This window comes from Thalassospira sp. CH_XMU1458, from assembly GCF_037027205.1.
In the GTDB taxonomy this organism is placed as follows: Bacteria; Pseudomonadota; Alphaproteobacteria; order Rhodospirillales; family Thalassospiraceae; genus Thalassospira; species Thalassospira tepidiphila.
In genome coordinates, this window is sequence record NZ_JAYMDW010000002.1 from 1,266,472 (window position 1) to 1,285,205 (window position 18,734).

General features: G+C 54.7%; 15 protein-coding genes. 10 read left to right on the top strand and 5 right to left on the bottom strand.

Features of this window, described 5'->3' with window-relative positions; translation table 11 throughout:
• The first annotated feature begins 65 nt into the window (after nucleotides 1-65).
• On the top strand, nucleotides 66-1,415 hold the full coding sequence (gdhA, locus tag WBY09_RS13305) for an NADP-specific glutamate dehydrogenase (protein ID WP_336232969.1): 1,350 nt from the start codon (nucleotides 66-68) through the stop codon (nucleotides 1,413-1,415).
• A 67-nt stretch (nucleotides 1,416-1,482) separates the two neighbouring features.
• The gene (locus WBY09_RS13310; RefSeq protein ID WP_336232970.1) at nucleotides 1,483-3,159 is read left to right on the top strand and encodes a thiamine pyrophosphate-dependent enzyme; all 1,677 of its coding nucleotides are present in this window, start codon (nucleotides 1,483-1,485) and stop codon (nucleotides 3,157-3,159) included.
• Between the two features lie 105 nt (nucleotides 3,160-3,264).
• Here WBY09_RS13310 and WBY09_RS13315 read toward each other — a convergent pair whose 3' ends face one another.
• The gene (locus WBY09_RS13315; protein WP_008890584.1) at nucleotides 3,265-3,498 is read right to left on the bottom strand and encodes a hypothetical protein; all 234 of its coding nucleotides are present in this window, start codon (nucleotides 3,496-3,498) and stop codon (nucleotides 3,265-3,267) included.
• Nucleotides 3,499-4,036: 538 nt separating this feature from the next.
• Here WBY09_RS13315 and WBY09_RS13320 point away from each other — a divergent pair.
• A complete protein-coding gene (locus WBY09_RS13320) occupies nucleotides 4,037-5,086 on the top strand; it encodes a Glu/Leu/Phe/Val dehydrogenase dimerization domain-containing protein (RefSeq protein WP_336232972.1) in 1,050 nt (349 codons plus the stop codon).
• Between the two features lie 92 nt (nucleotides 5,087-5,178).
• On the opposite strand, the gene WBY09_RS13325 is transcribed toward WBY09_RS13320, so the two are convergent.
• From WBY09_RS13325 to putA, 3 genes are all read right to left on the bottom strand, one after another.
• Entirely contained in the window at nucleotides 5,179-5,412 is a 234-nt protein-coding gene (locus WBY09_RS13325) for a (2Fe-2S)-binding protein (protein ID WP_063088336.1), read from the bottom strand.
• A gap of 165 nt (nucleotides 5,413-5,577) precedes the next feature.
• A complete protein-coding gene (locus tag WBY09_RS13330) occupies nucleotides 5,578-6,195 on the bottom strand; it encodes a BON domain-containing protein (RefSeq protein WP_336232973.1) in 618 nt (205 codons plus the stop codon).
• 228 nt (nucleotides 6,196-6,423) lie between these two features.
• Complete coding sequence (putA, locus tag WBY09_RS13335) at nucleotides 6,424-10,227, bottom strand: bifunctional proline dehydrogenase/L-glutamate gamma-semialdehyde dehydrogenase PutA (RefSeq protein ID WP_336232974.1); 3,804 nt, start codon at nucleotides 10,225-10,227, stop codon at nucleotides 6,424-6,426.
• A 204-nt stretch (nucleotides 10,228-10,431) separates the two neighbouring features.
• Here putA and WBY09_RS13340 point away from each other — a divergent pair, with 204 nt between their 5' ends.
• Nucleotides 10,432-10,905 (top strand): Lrp/AsnC ligand binding domain-containing protein, encoded by a 474-nt coding sequence (locus tag WBY09_RS13340; protein WP_008890579.1) that lies wholly within the window; start codon nucleotides 10,432-10,434, stop codon nucleotides 10,903-10,905.
• Nucleotides 10,906-11,024: 119 nt separating this feature from the next.
• Nucleotides 11,025-11,657 (top strand): 2-hydroxychromene-2-carboxylate isomerase, encoded by a 633-nt coding sequence (locus tag WBY09_RS13345; RefSeq protein ID WP_336232975.1) that lies wholly within the window; start codon nucleotides 11,025-11,027, stop codon nucleotides 11,655-11,657.
• Between the two features lie 62 nt (nucleotides 11,658-11,719).
• Here the strand turns inward: WBY09_RS13345 and WBY09_RS13350 are convergent, their stop codons facing one another.
• Nucleotides 11,720-12,373 carry a hypothetical protein gene (locus WBY09_RS13350; protein WP_336232976.1) on the bottom strand — a complete coding sequence of 218 codons (654 nt, stop codon included), beginning with the start codon at nucleotides 12,371-12,373 and terminating at the stop codon, nucleotides 11,720-11,722.
• Nucleotides 12,374-12,841: 468 nt separating this feature from the next.
• Between WBY09_RS13350 and WBY09_RS13355 the strand changes: the two genes are divergently transcribed.
• From WBY09_RS13355 to WBY09_RS13375, 5 genes are read left to right on the top strand one after another with little or no spacing between them, the layout of a single operon-like run.
• On the top strand, nucleotides 12,842-14,452 hold the full coding sequence (locus WBY09_RS13355) for a carboxyl transferase domain-containing protein (protein ID WP_336232977.1): 1,611 nt from the start codon (nucleotides 12,842-12,844) through the stop codon (nucleotides 14,450-14,452).
• Between the two features lie 7 nt (nucleotides 14,453-14,459).
• Nucleotides 14,460-15,272: an enoyl-CoA hydratase/isomerase family protein gene (locus WBY09_RS13360; RefSeq protein WP_336232978.1), complete on the top strand. Its 813-nt coding sequence runs from the start codon at nucleotides 14,460-14,462 to the stop codon at nucleotides 15,270-15,272.
• Nucleotide 15,273: 1 nt separating this feature from the next.
• The gene (locus tag WBY09_RS13365; protein WP_336232979.1) at nucleotides 15,274-17,277 is read left to right on the top strand and encodes an acetyl/propionyl/methylcrotonyl-CoA carboxylase subunit alpha; all 2,004 of its coding nucleotides are present in this window, start codon (nucleotides 15,274-15,276) and stop codon (nucleotides 17,275-17,277) included.
• The gene (locus WBY09_RS13370; RefSeq protein ID WP_336232980.1) at nucleotides 17,277-18,206 is read left to right on the top strand and encodes a hydroxymethylglutaryl-CoA lyase; all 930 of its coding nucleotides are present in this window, start codon (nucleotides 17,277-17,279) and stop codon (nucleotides 18,204-18,206) included. The genes WBY09_RS13365 and WBY09_RS13370 overlap by 1 nt, the downstream gene beginning before the upstream one ends.
• 3 nt (nucleotides 18,207-18,209) lie before the next feature.
• A complete protein-coding gene (locus tag WBY09_RS13375) occupies nucleotides 18,210-18,719 on the top strand; it encodes a GNAT family N-acetyltransferase (protein ID WP_286792264.1) in 510 nt (169 codons plus the stop codon).
• Nucleotides 18,720-18,734: the final 15 nt, after the last annotated feature.

The following is an 18,734-nucleotide window of genomic DNA, read 5'->3' on the forward strand; positions in this document are numbered from 1 at the left end:
GGGCACTTTTTCGCCTCTGGCACGTTAACCAGAGCAGCAGAAACAGTAAAAAAGCCCGCATCTAAATGACACAAAGCGCATCTGATTTTCAAAAAGACTTCCTGAGCCGGCTTGAGGACAAGACACCGAACGAGCCGGAATTTCACCAGGCAGTGGAGGAAGTCGTCGGCTCCATTGCCGGTTGGTATCTTGATCAAATCGAGATGCGCAAAAATGCGGTTCTTGAACGCTGCACGGAACCGGATCGCGTGCTGCAGTTTCGCGTGGCATGGGAAGATGACGACCAACAGATACAGGTCAATCGCGGCTGGCGCATTCAGTTCAATCAATCGATGGGCCCCTATAAGGGCGGCCTTCGGTTTGCCCCGACGGTAAGTACCAGTATCTTCAAGTTTCTCGGGTTTGAACAAACCCTGAAAAACAGCCTGACCGGCTTGCCGATGGGCGGGGCGAAAGGTGGTGCCGACTTTTCGCCAAAAGACAAATCCCCGCAGGAAATCGGCCGTTTCTGTCAGGCATTCATGCAGGAACTTTATCGCCATATCGGGCCGGATACCGATGTGCCCGCCGGTGACATCGGCGTTGGCAGACGCGAAATCAGCATCCTTTTTGGTCACTATATCAAGCTGACGCAAAAGTGGACCGGTGCGCTGACCGGGAAAGGATGCCACTTTGGCGGCAGTGCCGGGCGCACAGAAGCAACCGGCTATGGTTGCATCTATTTCCTTGGTCACATGCTTGATCAGGAAAACAAGGAAATCAAAGACAAACGCATTGCGATCAGTGGTGCAGGCAATGTTGCGCTTCACGCCGCGCGCAAGGCCATAGAACTTGAAGCCAAGGTCATAAGTCTGAGTGACAGCTCCGGCACCATGCACTTTGCCAATGGCCTGACCAACGACCTTCTTGATCAGGTTGATGACTGGAAAAACAACCAACGCAAATCACTGTCAGAATTTGACGGCGGCAAGAATGCCGAGTTCCTTGAAGACAAGAACCCCTGGGGGCTTGAGTGCGATATCGCCCTGCCCTGCGCAACCCAAAACGAGCTTGATGAACAAGACGCCAAGCAGCTTGTTGAAAACAAGGTGATGATGCTCTGTGACGGCGCGAACATGCCGCTGACGGCAAAGGCACAGGAAGTATTCATCAACGCCAATATTCCGCATGCCCCTGGCAAAGCATCCAATGCCGGCGGCGTTGCAGTAAGCGGCCTTGAACAGAGCCAGAATGCGCAGCGTCTGAGTTGGGATACGGAAAACGTCGACAAACGCCTTCGTGAAATCATGTCCAAAATTCACAAGGACTGCATCGAAAACAGTCCGGACGGAAAAATCATCAATTATCGCGATGGTGCCAATCTTGCTTCGTTCAAGCGCGTCGCAGAAACCATGAATGCATTCTGGCTTTCGTAATCAAACCCGGCCGTTGATGCGATTGTAGTTTGCGGCTCTCTCACGACTGAAACCAAGGAGTTTCCCCATGAAAGTTGCCGATATCGCAATCAATTTACTGAGTGATCTTGGCGTCAAACATGTGTTTGGCATCCCCGGTGACGCGATCAATGACATTACATTTGCCCTTGAAAACAGGGATGAAATTGATTTCGTCCTTGTCCGGCATGAAGAAGGTGGTGCGTTTGCCGCATCCGCACAAGCAAAACTGACCGGCAATCTTTCATGCTGTGTCGGCACGGCGGGTGGTGGTGCCATCCATCTTCTGAACGGCCTTTATGATGCCCGTCACGACCATGCCCCGGTTCTTGCCATCACAGGCCAAGTTGATTCGGAATTTATCGGCACCGAGTATCATCAGGAAGTTGACCTGAAAAAGCTATTCGAAGACGTCACCGTCTATTCCGAGACGATCATGGATCCGGCACAGGCCCCGCGTATCCTCAAAGAAGCCTGCAAGGCCGCGATTGAAAATCGTGCGCCCGCCCATGTCTGTATCCCGAACAATATCGCCAGTGCCGATTGCGCCGATGGTCCGATCAATATTGCAACCTTGTTGGCAACCCGCGAAGTTTCCCCGTCCAGCGAGAACCTTGATCACGCTGCCAAATTGATTGATCAGGCATCAAAGCCCGTCATTCTTGCCGGTATTGGCGGTGCCGAGGCAGCCCAGGAGATCTTTGATCTGGCGCACCGTATTGATGCACCGATCGTCAGAACCCTGCGCGCCAAAGACTGGCTTGATGACGACGATCCCATTTGCATTGGTGGGCTGGGCCTTCTGGGTGGCAAACCGGGTCAGGATTCTGTCGAAGATTGTGATTTGCTGTGCATCATTGGCGCCGATTTCCCCTATCAGGAATTTTTCCCTAAAGATGCCAAAACCATCCAGATCGATAGCAATCGCAGCCAGATCGGCAAACGGCTTGATATTGATGCCCCGTTGATCGGCAGTGCCAAGCTATCGGTGCAGGGTCTTCTGGATCGCGTCGCGCCCAAAGACACCGAAACGCAGCGCAAACACTGGATCGATAAGGTCAAGGATCAGCAAGACGATTGGTCAAAGATCGAAAAGTCCGACAAAAGCCCGCTTCACCCCGCAAGTGTCATGTCCGCAATCGCAGACCATGCCGCCGACGATGCCATTTTCCTGGTTGATACCGGAACGACCACAGCCTGGGCCGCGCGGCATTTGCGGGTAAAACGCAACCAGCGTTTCACCCTGTCATCCGGGCTTGGCACGATGGCCTTTGCCCTTTCCGGGGCCAATGGCGCGCAGTTAGCCTATCCTGATCGTCAGGTCGTCGCCATTGCGGGTGACGGCGCATTCAACATGCTGATGGGTGAGCTTTTGACCGCTGCCGAATACGACCTGCCGATCACGGCGGTTGTCTTTGACAACAGCAAGCTTGGCTTCATCGCACTGGAACAGGAAGCCAAAGGCCTGCCCGAACATGCAATCGCTTTTAAAAACCCGGATATGGCGGCCATCGCCCAGGCCTGTGGCTGTCTTGGCCTGCGTGCGGAAAACACCAAGGAGCTTTCAAGCGCGCTGTCACAAGCGTTTGCAAGCAAGAAGCCAACCGTCATTCAGGTCCCGGTTGACCCTGACGCCCTGATCATGCCGCCGAACCCGACCTTCTCGCAGGCACAGAAATTTGCCGTTGCCAAGGGGCGGGAAATGCTAGGCAAGCTGAGGTCATAGGCCAAATCGCCCCAATGAAGCTTGCTTTGTTGTACAGGTTCAGCTCAGAAAAAAAGCGTGGCAGCAAAGCTGACCACGCTTTTTTTTCGAATATGTTGGTGACTGTTATCCTAGGCGTTTGACGTGATCGACAACGAAACCATCTTCTGACGGATAGCTATTTTCGATCATGGCAAGGGCCTTGGTTTCGTCGCTGGCCGCAACTTCATGAGTTTGAACATCAGCCCAGCGGTCATCAAAGAGGTCGTGGGATCGGTTCTCTTTGACACATTCGCGCACAGCCTGATTGTGCAGTTCAACTTCATATACGGTTTGGCGATGGCCTGTGAATGCAGACATATCCGCCGCTCTCCTTATATTTTGTTCGCTGGCGCCGCCCAGACGCCAACCTGTCCTGAACCGGGAATCTCAATCACAAGATACCCAACCGTGAGTCTACGTTTCGCACCTTAACGAGCCGTAAATTATCCGGTTAATTGATATTTCCAGATTAATTGCTCCGGTTTCAAGTGCGAATTTGGCATAGGCGCATGACGAATGCCCTGATTCAGGACAAATCGCCGCAAGTGCACTGCACCATAAAGGCCAGGCTGAAACCGACCAATTTCGACCACAAAAGAATCTCGGTCGCATCGAAAATGCCGCCTACCTTCAAACAGCGAAGATGCTGCAGCGCACAGTGCGCGCAATAAAATTACAATGCAGCTTTGGCAAACTCCGAATAATTCCACACCAAAGCAGCCCCTCAACCAAAACGATCTTTTTTGCACATTCGCGGAATTAAAAATTGATCCAATGCGCGATGCATCAAACATAAAGGGATAAGCAGGAAACAGCCTGCACCAGAAAAATGATGCTGCCAGGAGGCTGCAAGAGGATGAACGTCTTTTCCGATATCGCCTTTGATGACCACGAACAGGTCGTCTTTGCCAGCGACAAAACCACCGGCCTGAAAACCATCATCGCGGTCCACAACACCAACCTTGGCCCGTCACTGGGCGGCTGTCGCATGTGGCCCTATGCCAGCGAACAGGACGCCATCCATGATGTTTTGCGCCTGTCGCGCGGCATGACTTACAAATCCGCCCTCGCCAACCTTCCGCTTGGCGGCGGCAAGTCGGTCATTATCGGTGATCCGCGCAGTCAAAAGACGCCAGAATTCTTCCGCGCAATGGGTCGCGCTGTTGAACAACTTGGCGGTCGCTATATCGTTGCCGAGGATGTCGGCACCAGCCCCGAAGACATGGGCTATATCGCAAGCCAGACCAAGCATGTCGGTGGCATCAATGATGGCAAGGACCCGGAACGCACAGGTGATCCATCCCCCTTTACCGCCTATGGCGTTTTCATCGGGCTTAAGGAAGCGGTGCGCTTCAAACATGGCAGCGACGACCTTGCGGGCATGCGGGTCGCGGTGCAGGGTCTGGGGCATGTCGGCTACCACTTGTGCCGGATGCTGCATGCCGCCGGGGCCAAGCTGATTGTTGCGGACCTGAATGCCGCCAGCATGAAGGCCGCTGCCATGGAATTTGGCGCAACCGCGGTTCCGGTTGATAAAATCCTGTCGGTTGATGCCGATATCCTTGCCCCTTGTGCCCTTGGCGGGGTGATCAATGACCGTACTATCGCGGAACTCAAGGTTGGCGTGATCGCCGGTGCAGCCAATAACCAGCTTGAAGATGATCGCCATGGCGAGATGTTGCGCGAAGCCGGGATTTTGTATGCCCCGGATTACGTGATCAATGCCGGCGGTGTCATCGAAGTCTATTACTGCCGTGAAGGCAAAACGGTTGCCGAAACCAACATGCATATCGAAGGCATTGGTGAGACCGTGCGCGAGATTTTTGAACGCGCCAAGGACCAGGACCTGTCGACCGGCTTTGTCGCCGACCGCTTGGCCGAGGAACGCTTTGGCCTGAAAAAGTAACGGTGCTGATCAAGCAGCATCATGCACAAACAACAAAGGCGAAGCCGCATAGGCCTCGCCTTTTTCGTTTTGCCTGAATATCCCGAAGTAGCTTACTCGGCGGCAATCGGTTCGATATTTGCCGTCACAGCTGCTGCATCATCACAATCGCAATTGCCGCAGGTCTTGGCCTGAAGCAGTTCTGCGCGCATATGGCAGGCGCATTTGCCACATTGTGGCGCGCAACCATGGAAACGGAAAACTTCCGCCGGACGTGTCGCCCCGCCCTGCTCGGCAGCACGGCGGACGTCTTTTTCCTTAAGCGCATTACAAATGCAGACATACATGGTGCGATTGCAATCAGTTATTAATTACGTATCGCCACCTCTAAGATAAATGCGAATGGTTTTCAAACACTTTTGCAACAAACCCGGTCAAAAAAATTCCCCGCAAGGCCGAACGCCTGCGGGGAATTTTCGAAAAACTGTTTTATCACAAGGCGATAAAAGTGATCAGGCCTTTGCGATGTGGCTGACCACCTTGGTCACACCTTTGATGCGGCGCACGATCGACAGGACCTTTTCAAGCTCTGCATCGCTTTGTGCCTCGCCCATGATGTAGACGACATTCTGGACCGACTGCCAACGATAGTTGACGGAACTCACACCTTTTTCGGCCAATAACAATGCCTTGATCTGGCTTTCGATCCAGACGTCGGACACGGACTGGGTTGCCGAATCGGTCGGAACGGCGTTCTTGCCGTATTCATCTTCGGCCCGGTGATAGGCATCAATCGTTTCCTGATCGGCGATCACCAGATGGTCATAGACCGTTTTGATCCGGTTATCCTGTTTGACCAGCGACATGACGTCATAATACTTGCCCTTGGAGTCCACCATGCCGGTGACCATGACATTCTGTTCCCAGATGTCGATATTCACATCCATCAGATAGGTGTGATCGACCTTGGAGAACTCACCAAGGATGCCGGACTTGATCTGGGTATCTTGCCACTGGTCATTGCCGGTGCGGTCTTCCAACGGCATTTGCAGCGGTCCGCAGGCCGCCAGCAGCGCACATACCGATACCGTTTTCAGAACACGGCCAATGCCGCGGTTTACCTTGATCATTCCTGTTCTCCTTGTTCATGCCTGCCTGACATGGGTCAATCTTCTTGCGTCAGTTCAAACGCCGCAGGACGTCAACTGTTCCGACCAATAGCTATTGCAGCCAATTTTGACGAAAAAAAGCCCGACCGCGTTCAGGCGAGCACATCCTACATCAGAGATCACGAATAAAAGAAAGAAAAATGGACCGGGAATTTCGTCCCGGTCCATCTGACATGTCCATCTAGCAGATCAATCTTCTTCCATCGACATCAGCGATGCGTTACCGCCCGCCGCCGTGGTGTTAATCGTGATCGTCTTTTCAGTGGCAAAGCGATGCAGGAACGCCTCATCAGGCAGTGCACCGTCATCCTCGGCGCCGCTATCGGAAATCAGCGACAGGATCGCGCCATCGCGCTTGGCCAGAAGCTGCTTGAAGGATGTCACGCGATCAAGCGATGCCACGCACGATACCCCGACGATATCACCATCATACATAGCACCCAGACCGGTGTTGGTGCCAACCGCCTTGACGAGCTTCGCCGGAAGGCCTGCCTGCTGTGCGAATGCTGGAATGTCGGCCAACCATTTCTGATCGCCCGCAAGGATCACCGCATTGCCAGCGGCAAGGGCGGCCCCCAGATGACGGATGATTTTTGCCGGTTCGGCGTCCTTGTCCGCCTGGATCAGGTAAACACCACGGCCCTGGCAATACAGGTCATTGGTTTCACCGGTCGGCCCGGGCATCCGGGTTGGTGCCACAAAGCCGTTTTCCGAAAGTGCGGCGAAGTTCGCCACATGATCGGCCCCCGCCATCAGGGCATCATTGCCCGATGCATCCATCTTGGCCGACAGCTTTTCAAGGATGGTCACGCGCGCATTGCCATCGGTTGCCTGCCATTCTTCCTGGGCTGATAGCATCGCGGCATATTCGTTGGTCGCAATGACATCCTTGACGATGATCGGTGCGCGATCGTCTGAAACATCGTCATTGGAAATGGTATTTGCCTTCGCAATCGGCTTGGCAAAACGTTCGACGTAGTGCGGACCACCGGCCTTTGGACCTGTCCCCGATTTACCCTGCCCGCCAAACGGCTGGACACCGACCACCGCACCGATCTGGTTACGGTTCACATAGCAGTTACCAACCCGCAGCTTCTGCGAAATCTCGCGCACGGTGGTATCAATACGGGAATGGATACCAAGGGTCAGGCCATAACCCGATGCATTGATCTGATCAAGGATCTTGGGCAGATCGCGCGCTTTATAGCGCACCACATGCACAACCGGCCCGAACACTTCGCGTTCAAGCACATTGATCGATGGAATTTCAAAGCAATGCGGCGCAAAGAAGTTACCCCCTTCGCATTCCGGAAGCATGTCGCAGGCATGCAGAAGCTTGGCTTCCTTTTTCATGCGCTCGGCATGGGCTTCAAGAACCTTGCGCGATTTTTCGTCAATCACCGGACCGACATCAATATCAAGGAATTTCGGATCACCAACGCGCAGTTCCTTCATCGCACCGACCAGCATTTCACAAAGCTTGTCAGCAATGTCTTCCTGAACAAACAGCACGCGCAGGGCCGAGCAACGCTGACCGGCAGACTGGAAACCGGAAATGATTGCGTCCTGCACGACCTGTTCGGGCAGTGCGGTCGAATCAACAATCATCGCGTTCTGACCACCGGTCTCGGCAATCAGTGGCAACGGAACACCCGGGCGTTTTGCCAGCGCTTGGTTGATCACCTGTGCGGTTTCGGTTGACCCGGTAAAGGCGACACCGGCAATGCGCGGATCATTGATCAGCTGATTACCAATCACACGCCCCGGTCCCGGCACCAGTTGGAATGCCGCGCCCGGAACTCCCGCCTCAAGGATCAGTTCTGCCGCACGGGCAGCAATTAGTGAAGTCTGCTCTGCTGGTTTGGCAATCACAGCATTTCCTGCTGCAAGGGCCGCGGTTACTTGCCCCAAGAAGATCGCAAGCGGGAAGTTCCACGGGCTGATGCAAACAATCACCCCCCGGCCTTCAAGCGGGCTGCCTTCGCGGAAGGTTTCCTCCGCCCGGTTGGCATAATAACGACAGAAATCGACGGCCTCACGCACCTCGGCAACGCCATCGGAATAAAGCTTGCCGGCTTCGCGCTGACAGAGCGCGATGAACTCGTCCATGTTTTCTTCAAGCAGATCACCCAGACGACGCAGTGCTGTCGCGCGTTCACTCGCCGGTGTCTTGTTCCAGGTTTCATAGCCCTTGAGGGCAGCCACAACGGCGGCGTCAATATCAGCCTCGGTCGCCTGCACAAGGTCACCGACCTTCTCGTCAAGCTTGGCCGGGTTGATGACATCAATCGGGGTACCCGAAACAAGTTTGCCATCAATCAGCGGGGCGGCGTTCCAGGTCTTGTTCTTGATCTCGGCAAGCTTTGCACTGAGCGGCAGAAGCTTTTGCGTATCGGTCAGGTCAAGCCCGCGCGAGTTGACGCGACTTGCACCATAAAGGTCAATCGGTGCCGGGATCTTCGGATGGCCTTTACGCGGAAGGGCCGCCATCTTTTCGATGGGATCGGCGATCATTTCCTCGATGGGCAGCTGTTCATCCTGAATACGGTTTACAAAGCTGGTGTTTGCGCCATTTTCCAACAGACGGCGCACCAGATAGGCCAGAAGGTCTTCATGGGTGCCAACCGGCGCATAGACACGGCACGGAACGTTTTCGCCGTTCTTGTCGACGATCTGCTCATAAAGTGCTTCGCCCATGCCATGCAGGCGCTGGAATTCAAAGGTGCGGTCATTGCCCGCCATTTCCAGAACCGATGCCACCGTGTGGGCATTGTGGCTGGCAAACTGGCAATAAAATGCATCGCGGCGCGACAGCATATATTTCGCACACGCCAGATAGGACACATCGGTCGATGCCTTGCGGGTAAAGACCGGATAGCCGTCAAAACCGTTTTCCTGACTGAATTTGACTTCGGTATCCCAATAGGCCCCCTTCACAAGGCGGACCATCATCTTGCGCCCGACCTTGGTCGACAGATCAGCCAGCCATTCCAGAACGTGATAGGCACGTTTCTGATAGGCCTGGACCGCCAGACCATAGCCTTCCCAGCCATCAAGATCCGGATCGGCAAAGACAGTGCCGATGACATCAAGCGACAGGTCAAGGCGGTTGGCTTCCTCGGCATCGACGGTAAAGCCGATATCGTATTTCTTCGCCAGAAGCGCCAGTTCCTTAAGCCGCGGCGTCAGTTCGTTCATCACGCGGTCATAGTTGGCAAAGTCATAGCGCGGATGGATCGCTGAAAGCTTGACCGAGATGCCCGGACTATCAATCGGCCCACGGCCATTGGCAACGCGTCCGATATCATGAATGGCGGTTTCATAAGCCTTATAATAGCGATCGGCATCCTTCATCGTCCGGGCGGCTTCGCCCAGCATGTCATAGGAATAACGATAGCCTTTTTCTTCATTCGCCTTGGCGCGCTCGGCGGCCTCGTCAATCGTGCGGCCCATCACGAACTGGCGGCCCATGATCCGCATGGCGTGGTTGAATGCCTTGCGAATGACAGGCTCCCCGGAACGGCCGATCATGCGTTTGATCAGGCGGCCCGGATCGGCCTTTTCCGCCTTGCCGAACTTGATCACCCGCCCGGTCAGCATCAGGCCCCAGGTCGATGCATTGACAAAGAAGCTGTCGGAATGGCCGAGATGACTTTGCCAGTCGGCATCAAAAAGCTTGTCCTGAATAAGCTTGTCGGCAGTCACCGCATCGGGCACACGCAACAGTGCTTCGGCAAGGCACATCAGGATGACACCTTCCTTACTCGACAGCTCGTATTCATGCAGCAGGGCATCAATGCCGCTTTTGCCGTTATCGGCACTGCGCACGCGGGCAACCAGTTGATAGGCGCGATTTTGAACGCGCGCGGTCTGTTCCGGGGAAAGACGCGCTGTTTCAATCAGGCGTTCAACAACGGCCTCTTCATCGGCGCGATATGTGTCACGGATCGTCTGGCGGATTTCATTCGGTTGCGGCAGTTCGGTACGGAACATGTTTAAAAGCCTCTCCCTGATGTTGGACTTTGCCGATCCCGAAGAACGCACATTATTTCAGGCGCTTCGGGGCCTTTTGCACCTCTATGGCGACAGACAATATTATTTCATCCGAAAAATGTGCTGCCATTTTTGGCTAAAATACGATATATCATCCACGATTTTTACATTCGCATAGTCACAAATACTGGCTGGACGCTTAAAATGCAGAAGAACCACAAGAGCCTGGACAAGATCGACAAACAGATCCTTCGCGAACTTCAGAACGATGGCCGCATGTCCAATGTGGAGCTATCACGCCGGGTCAATCTGAGCCCGACACCCTGTCTGGAACGCGTGCGCCGCCTCGAGCAAAACGGCTTTATCACCGGCTACATGGCAACACTGGACCCGCGCAAGCTTAACCAGTCACTTGTGGTCTTCGTTGAAATCACTCTTGATCGTACCACACCCGACGTCTTTGACGTATTCGCCGCTGCGATCAAGAAGCTCCCTGAAATCGAAGAATGCCATATGGTCGCAGGTGGTTTTGACTATCTTGCAAAACTGCGCGTCGAGGACATGTATGCCTATCGCGAGTTCCTTGAACGGCTGTCTTCTGTTCAGGGTGTCGGTCAGACTCATACATATGTCGTGATGGAAGAAGTAAAAGTCCGGCCCGGCATCGTCATTCCCTGATTTTCTTTTTTTGTTGATTCGCAACAACTTAATAGATCAAAATCGCATCCATCAAAGCAGACATCAGATCTGCTGGAAAAGTTGTTGGTTAAAACAAAACGGATAACGGGTGCAGGAACATGTCTGAAGTCAGCTTCTACTTCGATTTCTCGTCACCTTACGGCTACCTTGCCGCCGAGCGGATGGAAGACTTCGAAAAACGCCATGGCGTCACGGTCGTCTGGCGCCCCTTCATGATTGGGGCTGCCTTCAAACAGACAGGACAAAGCCCGCTTCTGGATCAGCCGATCCGCGGAACTTATTTCCGTCACGACATGGAACGCTGCGCACGCCTGCAAAACATTCCGTTCCAAATCCCCAATAACTTCCCCTACGCGGCACTGGTTCCGACCCGGGCCTATTACTGGCTGGAATCGCGATCTCCGATGTTGGCGCGCAAGTTCGCCAAGGACATCTATCGCGGCTATTTTGCCGACGGGCTTGATATGTCCAACCCGGAAAATGTTTTTGCCGCCGCAACCCGCCATTCCATCAATGCATCCGAAATGCGTGCCGCCGTCGAATCCCAGAAATGGAAAGACCATGTCCGCGCTGTTACCGAGGACGCGATCAAGATGGGCGCCTTTGGATCGCCCTTCTTCTTCTACGAGGACGAACCTTTCTTCGGGAATGACCGCATCGATCAACTCGCCCAGTGGATTTCACTGCGCAAGCTCACACTTGGTAGCACAACAGACAACCCCGGTCAGTAGCACCGTCAAACGTCGCCGTTGAATGCAGAACAAGCTCTTCTGGAAGGTGCAGATCAGCCTTTCTACTTAACGACTTTTTCTTGCACTTTCGTGGTGGACAACCAGGTTTGCGCATTGCGTGCAAGAGCTTGACGGATGTCATCTCGTGCTAGCACTTCATCGATCATGGTGACCGCTTTCTTGCCCCAATCATTCTTGGTGCAAACCACGTGGTAGTTGATTTTTTCTGATGCTTCGCTGAATGGATGGGTGACGATCATCGGGGTGCTATCACCACCAAGGCCGTTCTTTTGATTGACCAGAAACCACGTCAACGCCCAGGGTGGTGCCAGCGAAAAATCCACACGTTTCATTTCAATCATCGACAACATCGGCGCCAGGAAATTGGGCGTAGGATGTCGAACAACGCTGTCTGAGTTTGAATAGCGCTGGATGATACTGTCTGTTTCTTCGCCATACGAAATGCCCGCCCCGATTCCGACAACAAAGCCCGCGTCAAGCAGCTGGGCCAGCGAGACCTTGTCATCAATCGCCTCATGGAGCTTTCGGTTGTCTGGGGAATACACTAGGTGACTGCTCTCAAGAACCGCGCTTGGCTGCTTGGAAAAATATACAACCTCTTCGCGCTCAGCGGTCCGGATCAGTCCCGGCACGCAGTAGTTTCCCGTTTTCATCAAGGCAAACAACCGCGCCATATTGGCATGCCCCTTCACCATGTCGGGATCAAGCGACGCACCGAACAATATATCAAGGATCCCGCCATGAAGCCCCTTGCCGGCCAACGGTCCACTACCAATACCAATCGGCGGCACATCGGCCTTAAGCCAATGAATTTCATAAAGCGCATCTTGCGCATGCGCGGACCTTTGTCCGAAAACCACAGCAACACATGAACAAAAAACCAAACAGATCAAAGTCCGGTATGACATTATTTTTTCGCCCGCATTCCCAAGACAAGATCGATCAAAATAAGGATCGGCTGCGATTTTATGGCGACCAGTGGTCATCTGCAAACAACCCATATGCGCTCAACGCTATGGGTGATTTGATAGCATATAGTTAATTTCGGTACTGAAATACCGATTTAATATTGACGTTTACGTAAACTTCACCGATAACAACAGCCATAAACACCCTGCACGCGGGCCGATTTGCCCATAACAAAAAAACGGTGAAAACGGACGATGACGGTACTGAAATCTGCGGTGAACGCCCGTTCCGAAGAATTCCGCAACAATGCCGAACATATGGAAAAGCTGGTTGCGGATTTGCGCGATCAAATCGCTGCGGTCAAACTGGGCGGCGGTGAACGCGCCCGTGATCGTCATACCGGGCGAGGCAAACTTTTGCCGCGTGAACGTATTCGCCAGCTTCTTGATGTCGGCTCCCCGTTTCTGGAACTCTCGCAGCTTGCCGCACATGGCATGTATGGCGATGAAGACGTTCCGGCAGCCGGCATCATTACCGGCATTGGCCGTGTTTCAGGCGTTGAATGCGTGATTGTCGCCAATGATGCCACGGTCAAGGGTGGTTCCTACTACCCGATGACCGTGAAGAAGCATCTTCGCGCACAGGAAATCGCACTCGAAAACAACCTGCCCTGCATCTATCTGGTCGATAGCGGCGGGGCCAACCTACCCCGTCAGGATGACGTGTTCCCCGATCGCGACCATTTCGGGCGCATCTTCTTTAACCAGGCGACCATGTCGTCCAAGGGCATCCCGCAAATCGCGGTTGTCATGGGGTCCTGCACGGCGGGTGGTGCCTACGTCCCTGCAATGTCGGATGAAAGCATTATTGTCCGCAAACAAGGCACGATCTTCCTCGGCGGTCCGCCGCTGGTGAAGGCGGCGACCGGTGAAGTCGTCTCGGCCGAGGATCTTGGCGGGGCCGATGTTCATTGCAAAACGTCCGGTGTAACTGATCATTATGCCCAGGATGACAGTCATGCGCTTTCGATTGCGCGCGATATCGTCAAGAACCTGAACTGGACCAAGAACCCCGGCCTGACTTTGACCGAGCCGCGCGTCCCGGCCTATGACCCGCGTGAGATTTATGGCGTTGTCCCGACCGACACCAAAAAACCCTATGACGTGCGTGAAATCATCGCGCGCATCGTTGATGGCTCCGACTTTGATGAGTTCAAGGCACAGTACGGCACGACGTTGGTCACCGGCTTTGCCCGCATCTTTGGCTATCCGGTCGGTATCATTGCCAATAACGGTATCCTCTTTTCCGAAAGTGCGCTTAAGGGTGCGCATTTCATCGAACTTTGCGCACAACGCGGCATTCCGCTGGTGTTCCTGCAAAACATCACCGGCTTCATGATTGGCCGCAAATATGAAAGCGGCGGCATTGCCAAGGACGGTGCGAAACTTGTAACCGCCGTTGCCACGGCAAATGTACCGAAATTCACCGTCCTGATCGGTGGGTCCTTTGGTGCTGGTAACTATGGCATGTGTGGCCGTGCGTACAGCCCGCGCTTCCTTTGGATGTGGCCAAATGCCCGTATTTCCGTCATGGGCGGTGAACAGGCAGCGAACGTTCTGACGCAAATTCGCGCCGATGCCGCCGAAAAGCGCGGTGAAAACTGGCCAGAAGCCGAGCAAGAGGCGTTTAAGGCCCCGATCCGCGATCAATACGAGGAACAAGGCCACCCCTATTACGCGTCCGCCCGCCTTTGGGATGATGGCGTGATTGACCCTGCTGACACCCGCATGGTGCTTGGCCTTGGCCTGTCTGCTGCACTCAACAAACCGGTCGAAGAAACCCGGTTTGGCGTGTTCAGAATGTGAGGCCGTCATGAGCAATGTAAACACAGATAACATTTCTGATGCCGCCCTGTGTGAAATCGCTACCAATGGCGTTGCGACCATCACCTTGAACCGGCCCAAAATTCACAATGCCTTTGATGATGTCCTGATCGCTGACCTGACCGCCAAGATCGAGGCCCTTGATGCCGATCCGGCTGTTCGGGTGATCATTCTGACCGGGGCTGGCAAAAGCTTTTCGGCCGGGGCGGACCTGAATTGGATGAAGCGTATGGCGGGCTATAGCCATGCGGAAAACCTTGCTGATTCCCGCGCCCTTGCCAAACTGATGAAGGTTTTGAATTTTGCCTCGAAACCGACCATCGCACTTATCAACGGGGCAGCCTTTGGTGGCGGCGTTGGTCTGGCAGCATGTTGTGACATCGTGATTGCGTCCGATCGCGCCAGCTTCTGCCTGTCCGAGGTCAAGCTGGGCCTGATCCCGGCGGTGATTTCGCCCTATGTGGTTGAGGCCATCGGGGTCAATCAGGCGCGGCGTTATTTCCTGACCGCCGAGCGATTTGATGCCCAAACCGCCCAGCAGATCGGGCTGGTGCATGAGATCACCTCAACCGATGATTTGGCTGCCCGCGGGCAGGAAATGGCAAAACTCCTTCTGGCCAATGGGCCAGACGCAATGCATGCCGCCAAGAACCTGATTTACGCGGTCGCCAACAAGCCGATTTCAGATGCCGTGATTGATGACACGGCCCAACGCATTGCCGATCAACGCGCAAGCGACGAGGGCCGCGAAGGTGTCGGTGCCTTTCTGGAAAAACGTCCTGCGAACTGGAGCAAGAAATAACATGCCGCGCAAACTTCTGATCGCCAACCGCGGTGAGATCGCCTGCCGCGTGATCAAGACCGCCCGTCGCATGGGAATTGCCACGGTCGCCGTTTATTCCGATGCCGACGCCAATGCCCTGCATGTCAAACACGCCGACGAGGCCTATCACATTGGCGCGCCTGCCCCCAAGGACAGCTACTTGCGCACCGACCGGTTGCTTGAAGTCATCGCGCAATCGGGCGCTGATGCGGTTCATCCGGGCTATGGCTTCCTGTCGGAAAACGCCGGGTTTGCCGATGCGCTGGAAAAGGCCGGCTGTGTCTTTGTCGGCCCGCCAGCCAGTGCCATCCGCGCCATGGGATCGAAATCCGAAGCCAAGAAAATCATGGGCAAGGCCGGTGTCCCGCTGGTGCCGGGTTATCACGGCGAAGATCAGGACCCTGACCTTCTAGCGGCTGAGGCCGACAAGATCGGTTATCCGGTATTGATCAAAGCATCCGCCGGGGGTGGCGGAAAGGGCATGCGTGCGGTTGAAAAGCCATCCGATTTCAAGGACGCGCTGATCAGCTGCAAACGCGAAGCTGCAAGCAGCTTTGGCGATGACCATTGCCTGATTGAAAAACTGATCGTCAAACCGCGCCATGTCGAAATTCAGGTCTTTGCCGACAGCCATGGCAATGCGGTCTATCTGTTTGAACGCGATTGCTCATTGCAGCGCCGCCACCAAAAGGTGATTGAAGAGGCCCCTGCACCGGGTATGACCGAGGACCTCCGTGCCCAGATGGGCAAGGCCGCGGTCGATGCCGCCAAGGCAATTGGCTATCAGGGCGCAGGAACAGTTGAATTTCTGCTGGACGCGTCGGGTGCGTTCTATTTCATGGAAATGAACACCCGCCTTCAGGTCGAACATCCGGTGACGGAAAAAATCACCGGCGAAGACCTTGTGGAATGGCAATTGCGGGTGGCCGATGGCGAAAAACTGCCAAAGGCGCAGGAAGAGCTATCGATCAACGGTCATGCCTTTGAAGTCCGCATCTATGCCGAAGACCCGCAGAACGACTTCCTGCCGGCAACCGGCAAACTTGTTCACATGCGTATGCCACACGAAACCGATCATGTGCGCGTTGATACCGGCGTATATGAAGGCGGCGAAGTTTCCATCCATTATGACCCGATGATCGCCAAGCTGATCACCTGGGACGTGGATCGCACATCGGCCTTGCGCCGCATGGCGACCGCATTAAACGATGTTCAGATTGTTGGTGTCACCACCAACACCGGTTTCCTTGGCAATATCGCCCGCCATCCGGCCTTTGAGCGGGGCGAAGTCGAAACCGGTTTCATCCCGAACTATCAGGATGATCTGATCCCCGCCCCTACCACGCCCGATAACGAGGCGCTGGCATTCGCCGCCCTTGATATTCTGCTGACCCGCGATGCGGAGGCCGCCCGTTATGCCGCGCAAAGCAACGATCCCTATTCGCCATGGCACAGCACGGCTGGTTTCCGGCTGAATGACGACAACCACCATGACCTGATCCTGCGTCATGATGGATCGGACCTGCTGGTCAAGGTGCATTACCGTAATCAGGGATATGTCATCGATATGCCTGATGGTAGCGCTATCATCGCCAGTGCCGAGCATGATGAAAATGGCGCCATCGTTGCCAGCCTGAATAACGTCCGCAAACGCGCGTCGGTGCTTCGTGACGGTAATCGTCTGATGATTTTCCGTGATGGTCGCTCGGACCGTCTAGACATCTTTGACCCGCTGGCCGCGGCCGGTGGCAACGAAGGCACGGGTGGCGGTCTGACCGCACCGATGCCGGGCAAGATCATCGCTGTGATGGCAAAGGCCGGTCAATCGGTCACAGCGGGTGACAAGCTTGTCGTCATGGAAGCGATGAAAATGGAACACACCATTTCTGCCCCCGTCACCGGCACGATCAAGGAAGTGTTCTTTGGTGTGGGCGATCAGGTCGATGATGGCGCTGAACTGATCGCGATTGAGGAGGCCGAATAATGGCCCTGATTTCCGATCTGCCAAGTCACGTCAAGATTGTCGAAGTCGGTCCGCGCGACGGGCTTCAGAACGAAAAGGCGATGGTCCCGACTGCAACCAAGGTCGAGCTGATCCATCGCCTGAATGATGCCGGTTTATCGGTGATCGAGGCCACCGCCTTTGTCAGCCCGAAATGGGTGCCACAAATGGCAGATGCGCCAGATGTCATGACCCAGATCACCCGTAAGCCCGGTGTGACATACCCTGTTCTGGCCCCGAACATGAAGGGCCTTGAGGCCGCGATTGCCGCGGGCGCGACCGAGGTTGCGGTATTTGGCGCGGCATCGGAAAGTTTCTCGCAAAAGAACATAAATTGCTCCATCGCAGAAAGCCTTGATCGCTTCCGCCCGGTGGCCGACGCGGCACGCGAGGCAGGTCTTGCAGTACGCGGATATGTTTCCTGCGTGCTGGGCTGCCCCTATGAAGGCAACATTGCGCCTGAAAAGGTCGCCGAGGTCGCAAAGGCGCTTTATGACATGGGCTGTTACGAAATCAGTCTGGGCGATACCATCGGCACCGGGACGCCCGCCAAGGCACAGGCGATGATCGCCGCTGTTGCCAAACATGTACCGACCGAAAAGCTCGCCGCCCACTTCCATGACACCTATGGTCAGGCACTCGCCAATTTGCTTGCTGTGCTGCAAATGGGTGTGGCCGTAATTGACAGTTCCGTCGCCGGTCTTGGTGGCTGCCCCTATGCCAAAGGGGCCAGTGGCAATGTCGCGACCGAGGATGTTGTCTATATGCTGAACGGGCTTGGCATCAAAACCGGTATCGATCTTGAAAAGCTTGCCGAGACAGGAAGCTGGATTTGTGATCAGATAGCAAAATCAAGCGCATCAAAGGTCAATCTGGCCTTGGCAGCAAAAAGATCAACGACCGGGGACTAATGGATGGGCCCGTCAAAATACAGCTTCAGACGGGCCACCCCAAATGATCTGCCGATGATTGGCCGCTGGCTGCATGTGCCCGAAGTTATCCGCTGGTGGGGCGAACCGGCCGAACAGCTTGAACTGATTTCCGAAGATGTCGAACTGGCCGAAATGGCGACCCTGATTGTGTCGTACCGCAATCGGCCGTTTGCCTTTGTCCAGCATTACGACGCCCATCAATGGCCACAGGCGCATTTTGATCCCCTGCCGGAACAAACCCGTTGTCTAGACGCCTTTATTGGCGTGCCAGACATGATGGGCTGCGGGCATGGACAAATGTTCCTAAAGATGCTGACACGCCAATTGTTTGAACGTGGCGCGCCCATGATCGGGATAGACCCCGATCCGGAAAACGAACGTGCTATTCGGTGTTATGAGTCCATTGGTTTTGTTGCCGGGCGGGAATATGAAACCGCCAAGGGCCCGTGTCTTTTGATGACGCTTAATGCCCGCGATCAGAAACAAGGCTGATCTTTCTGATCGCAA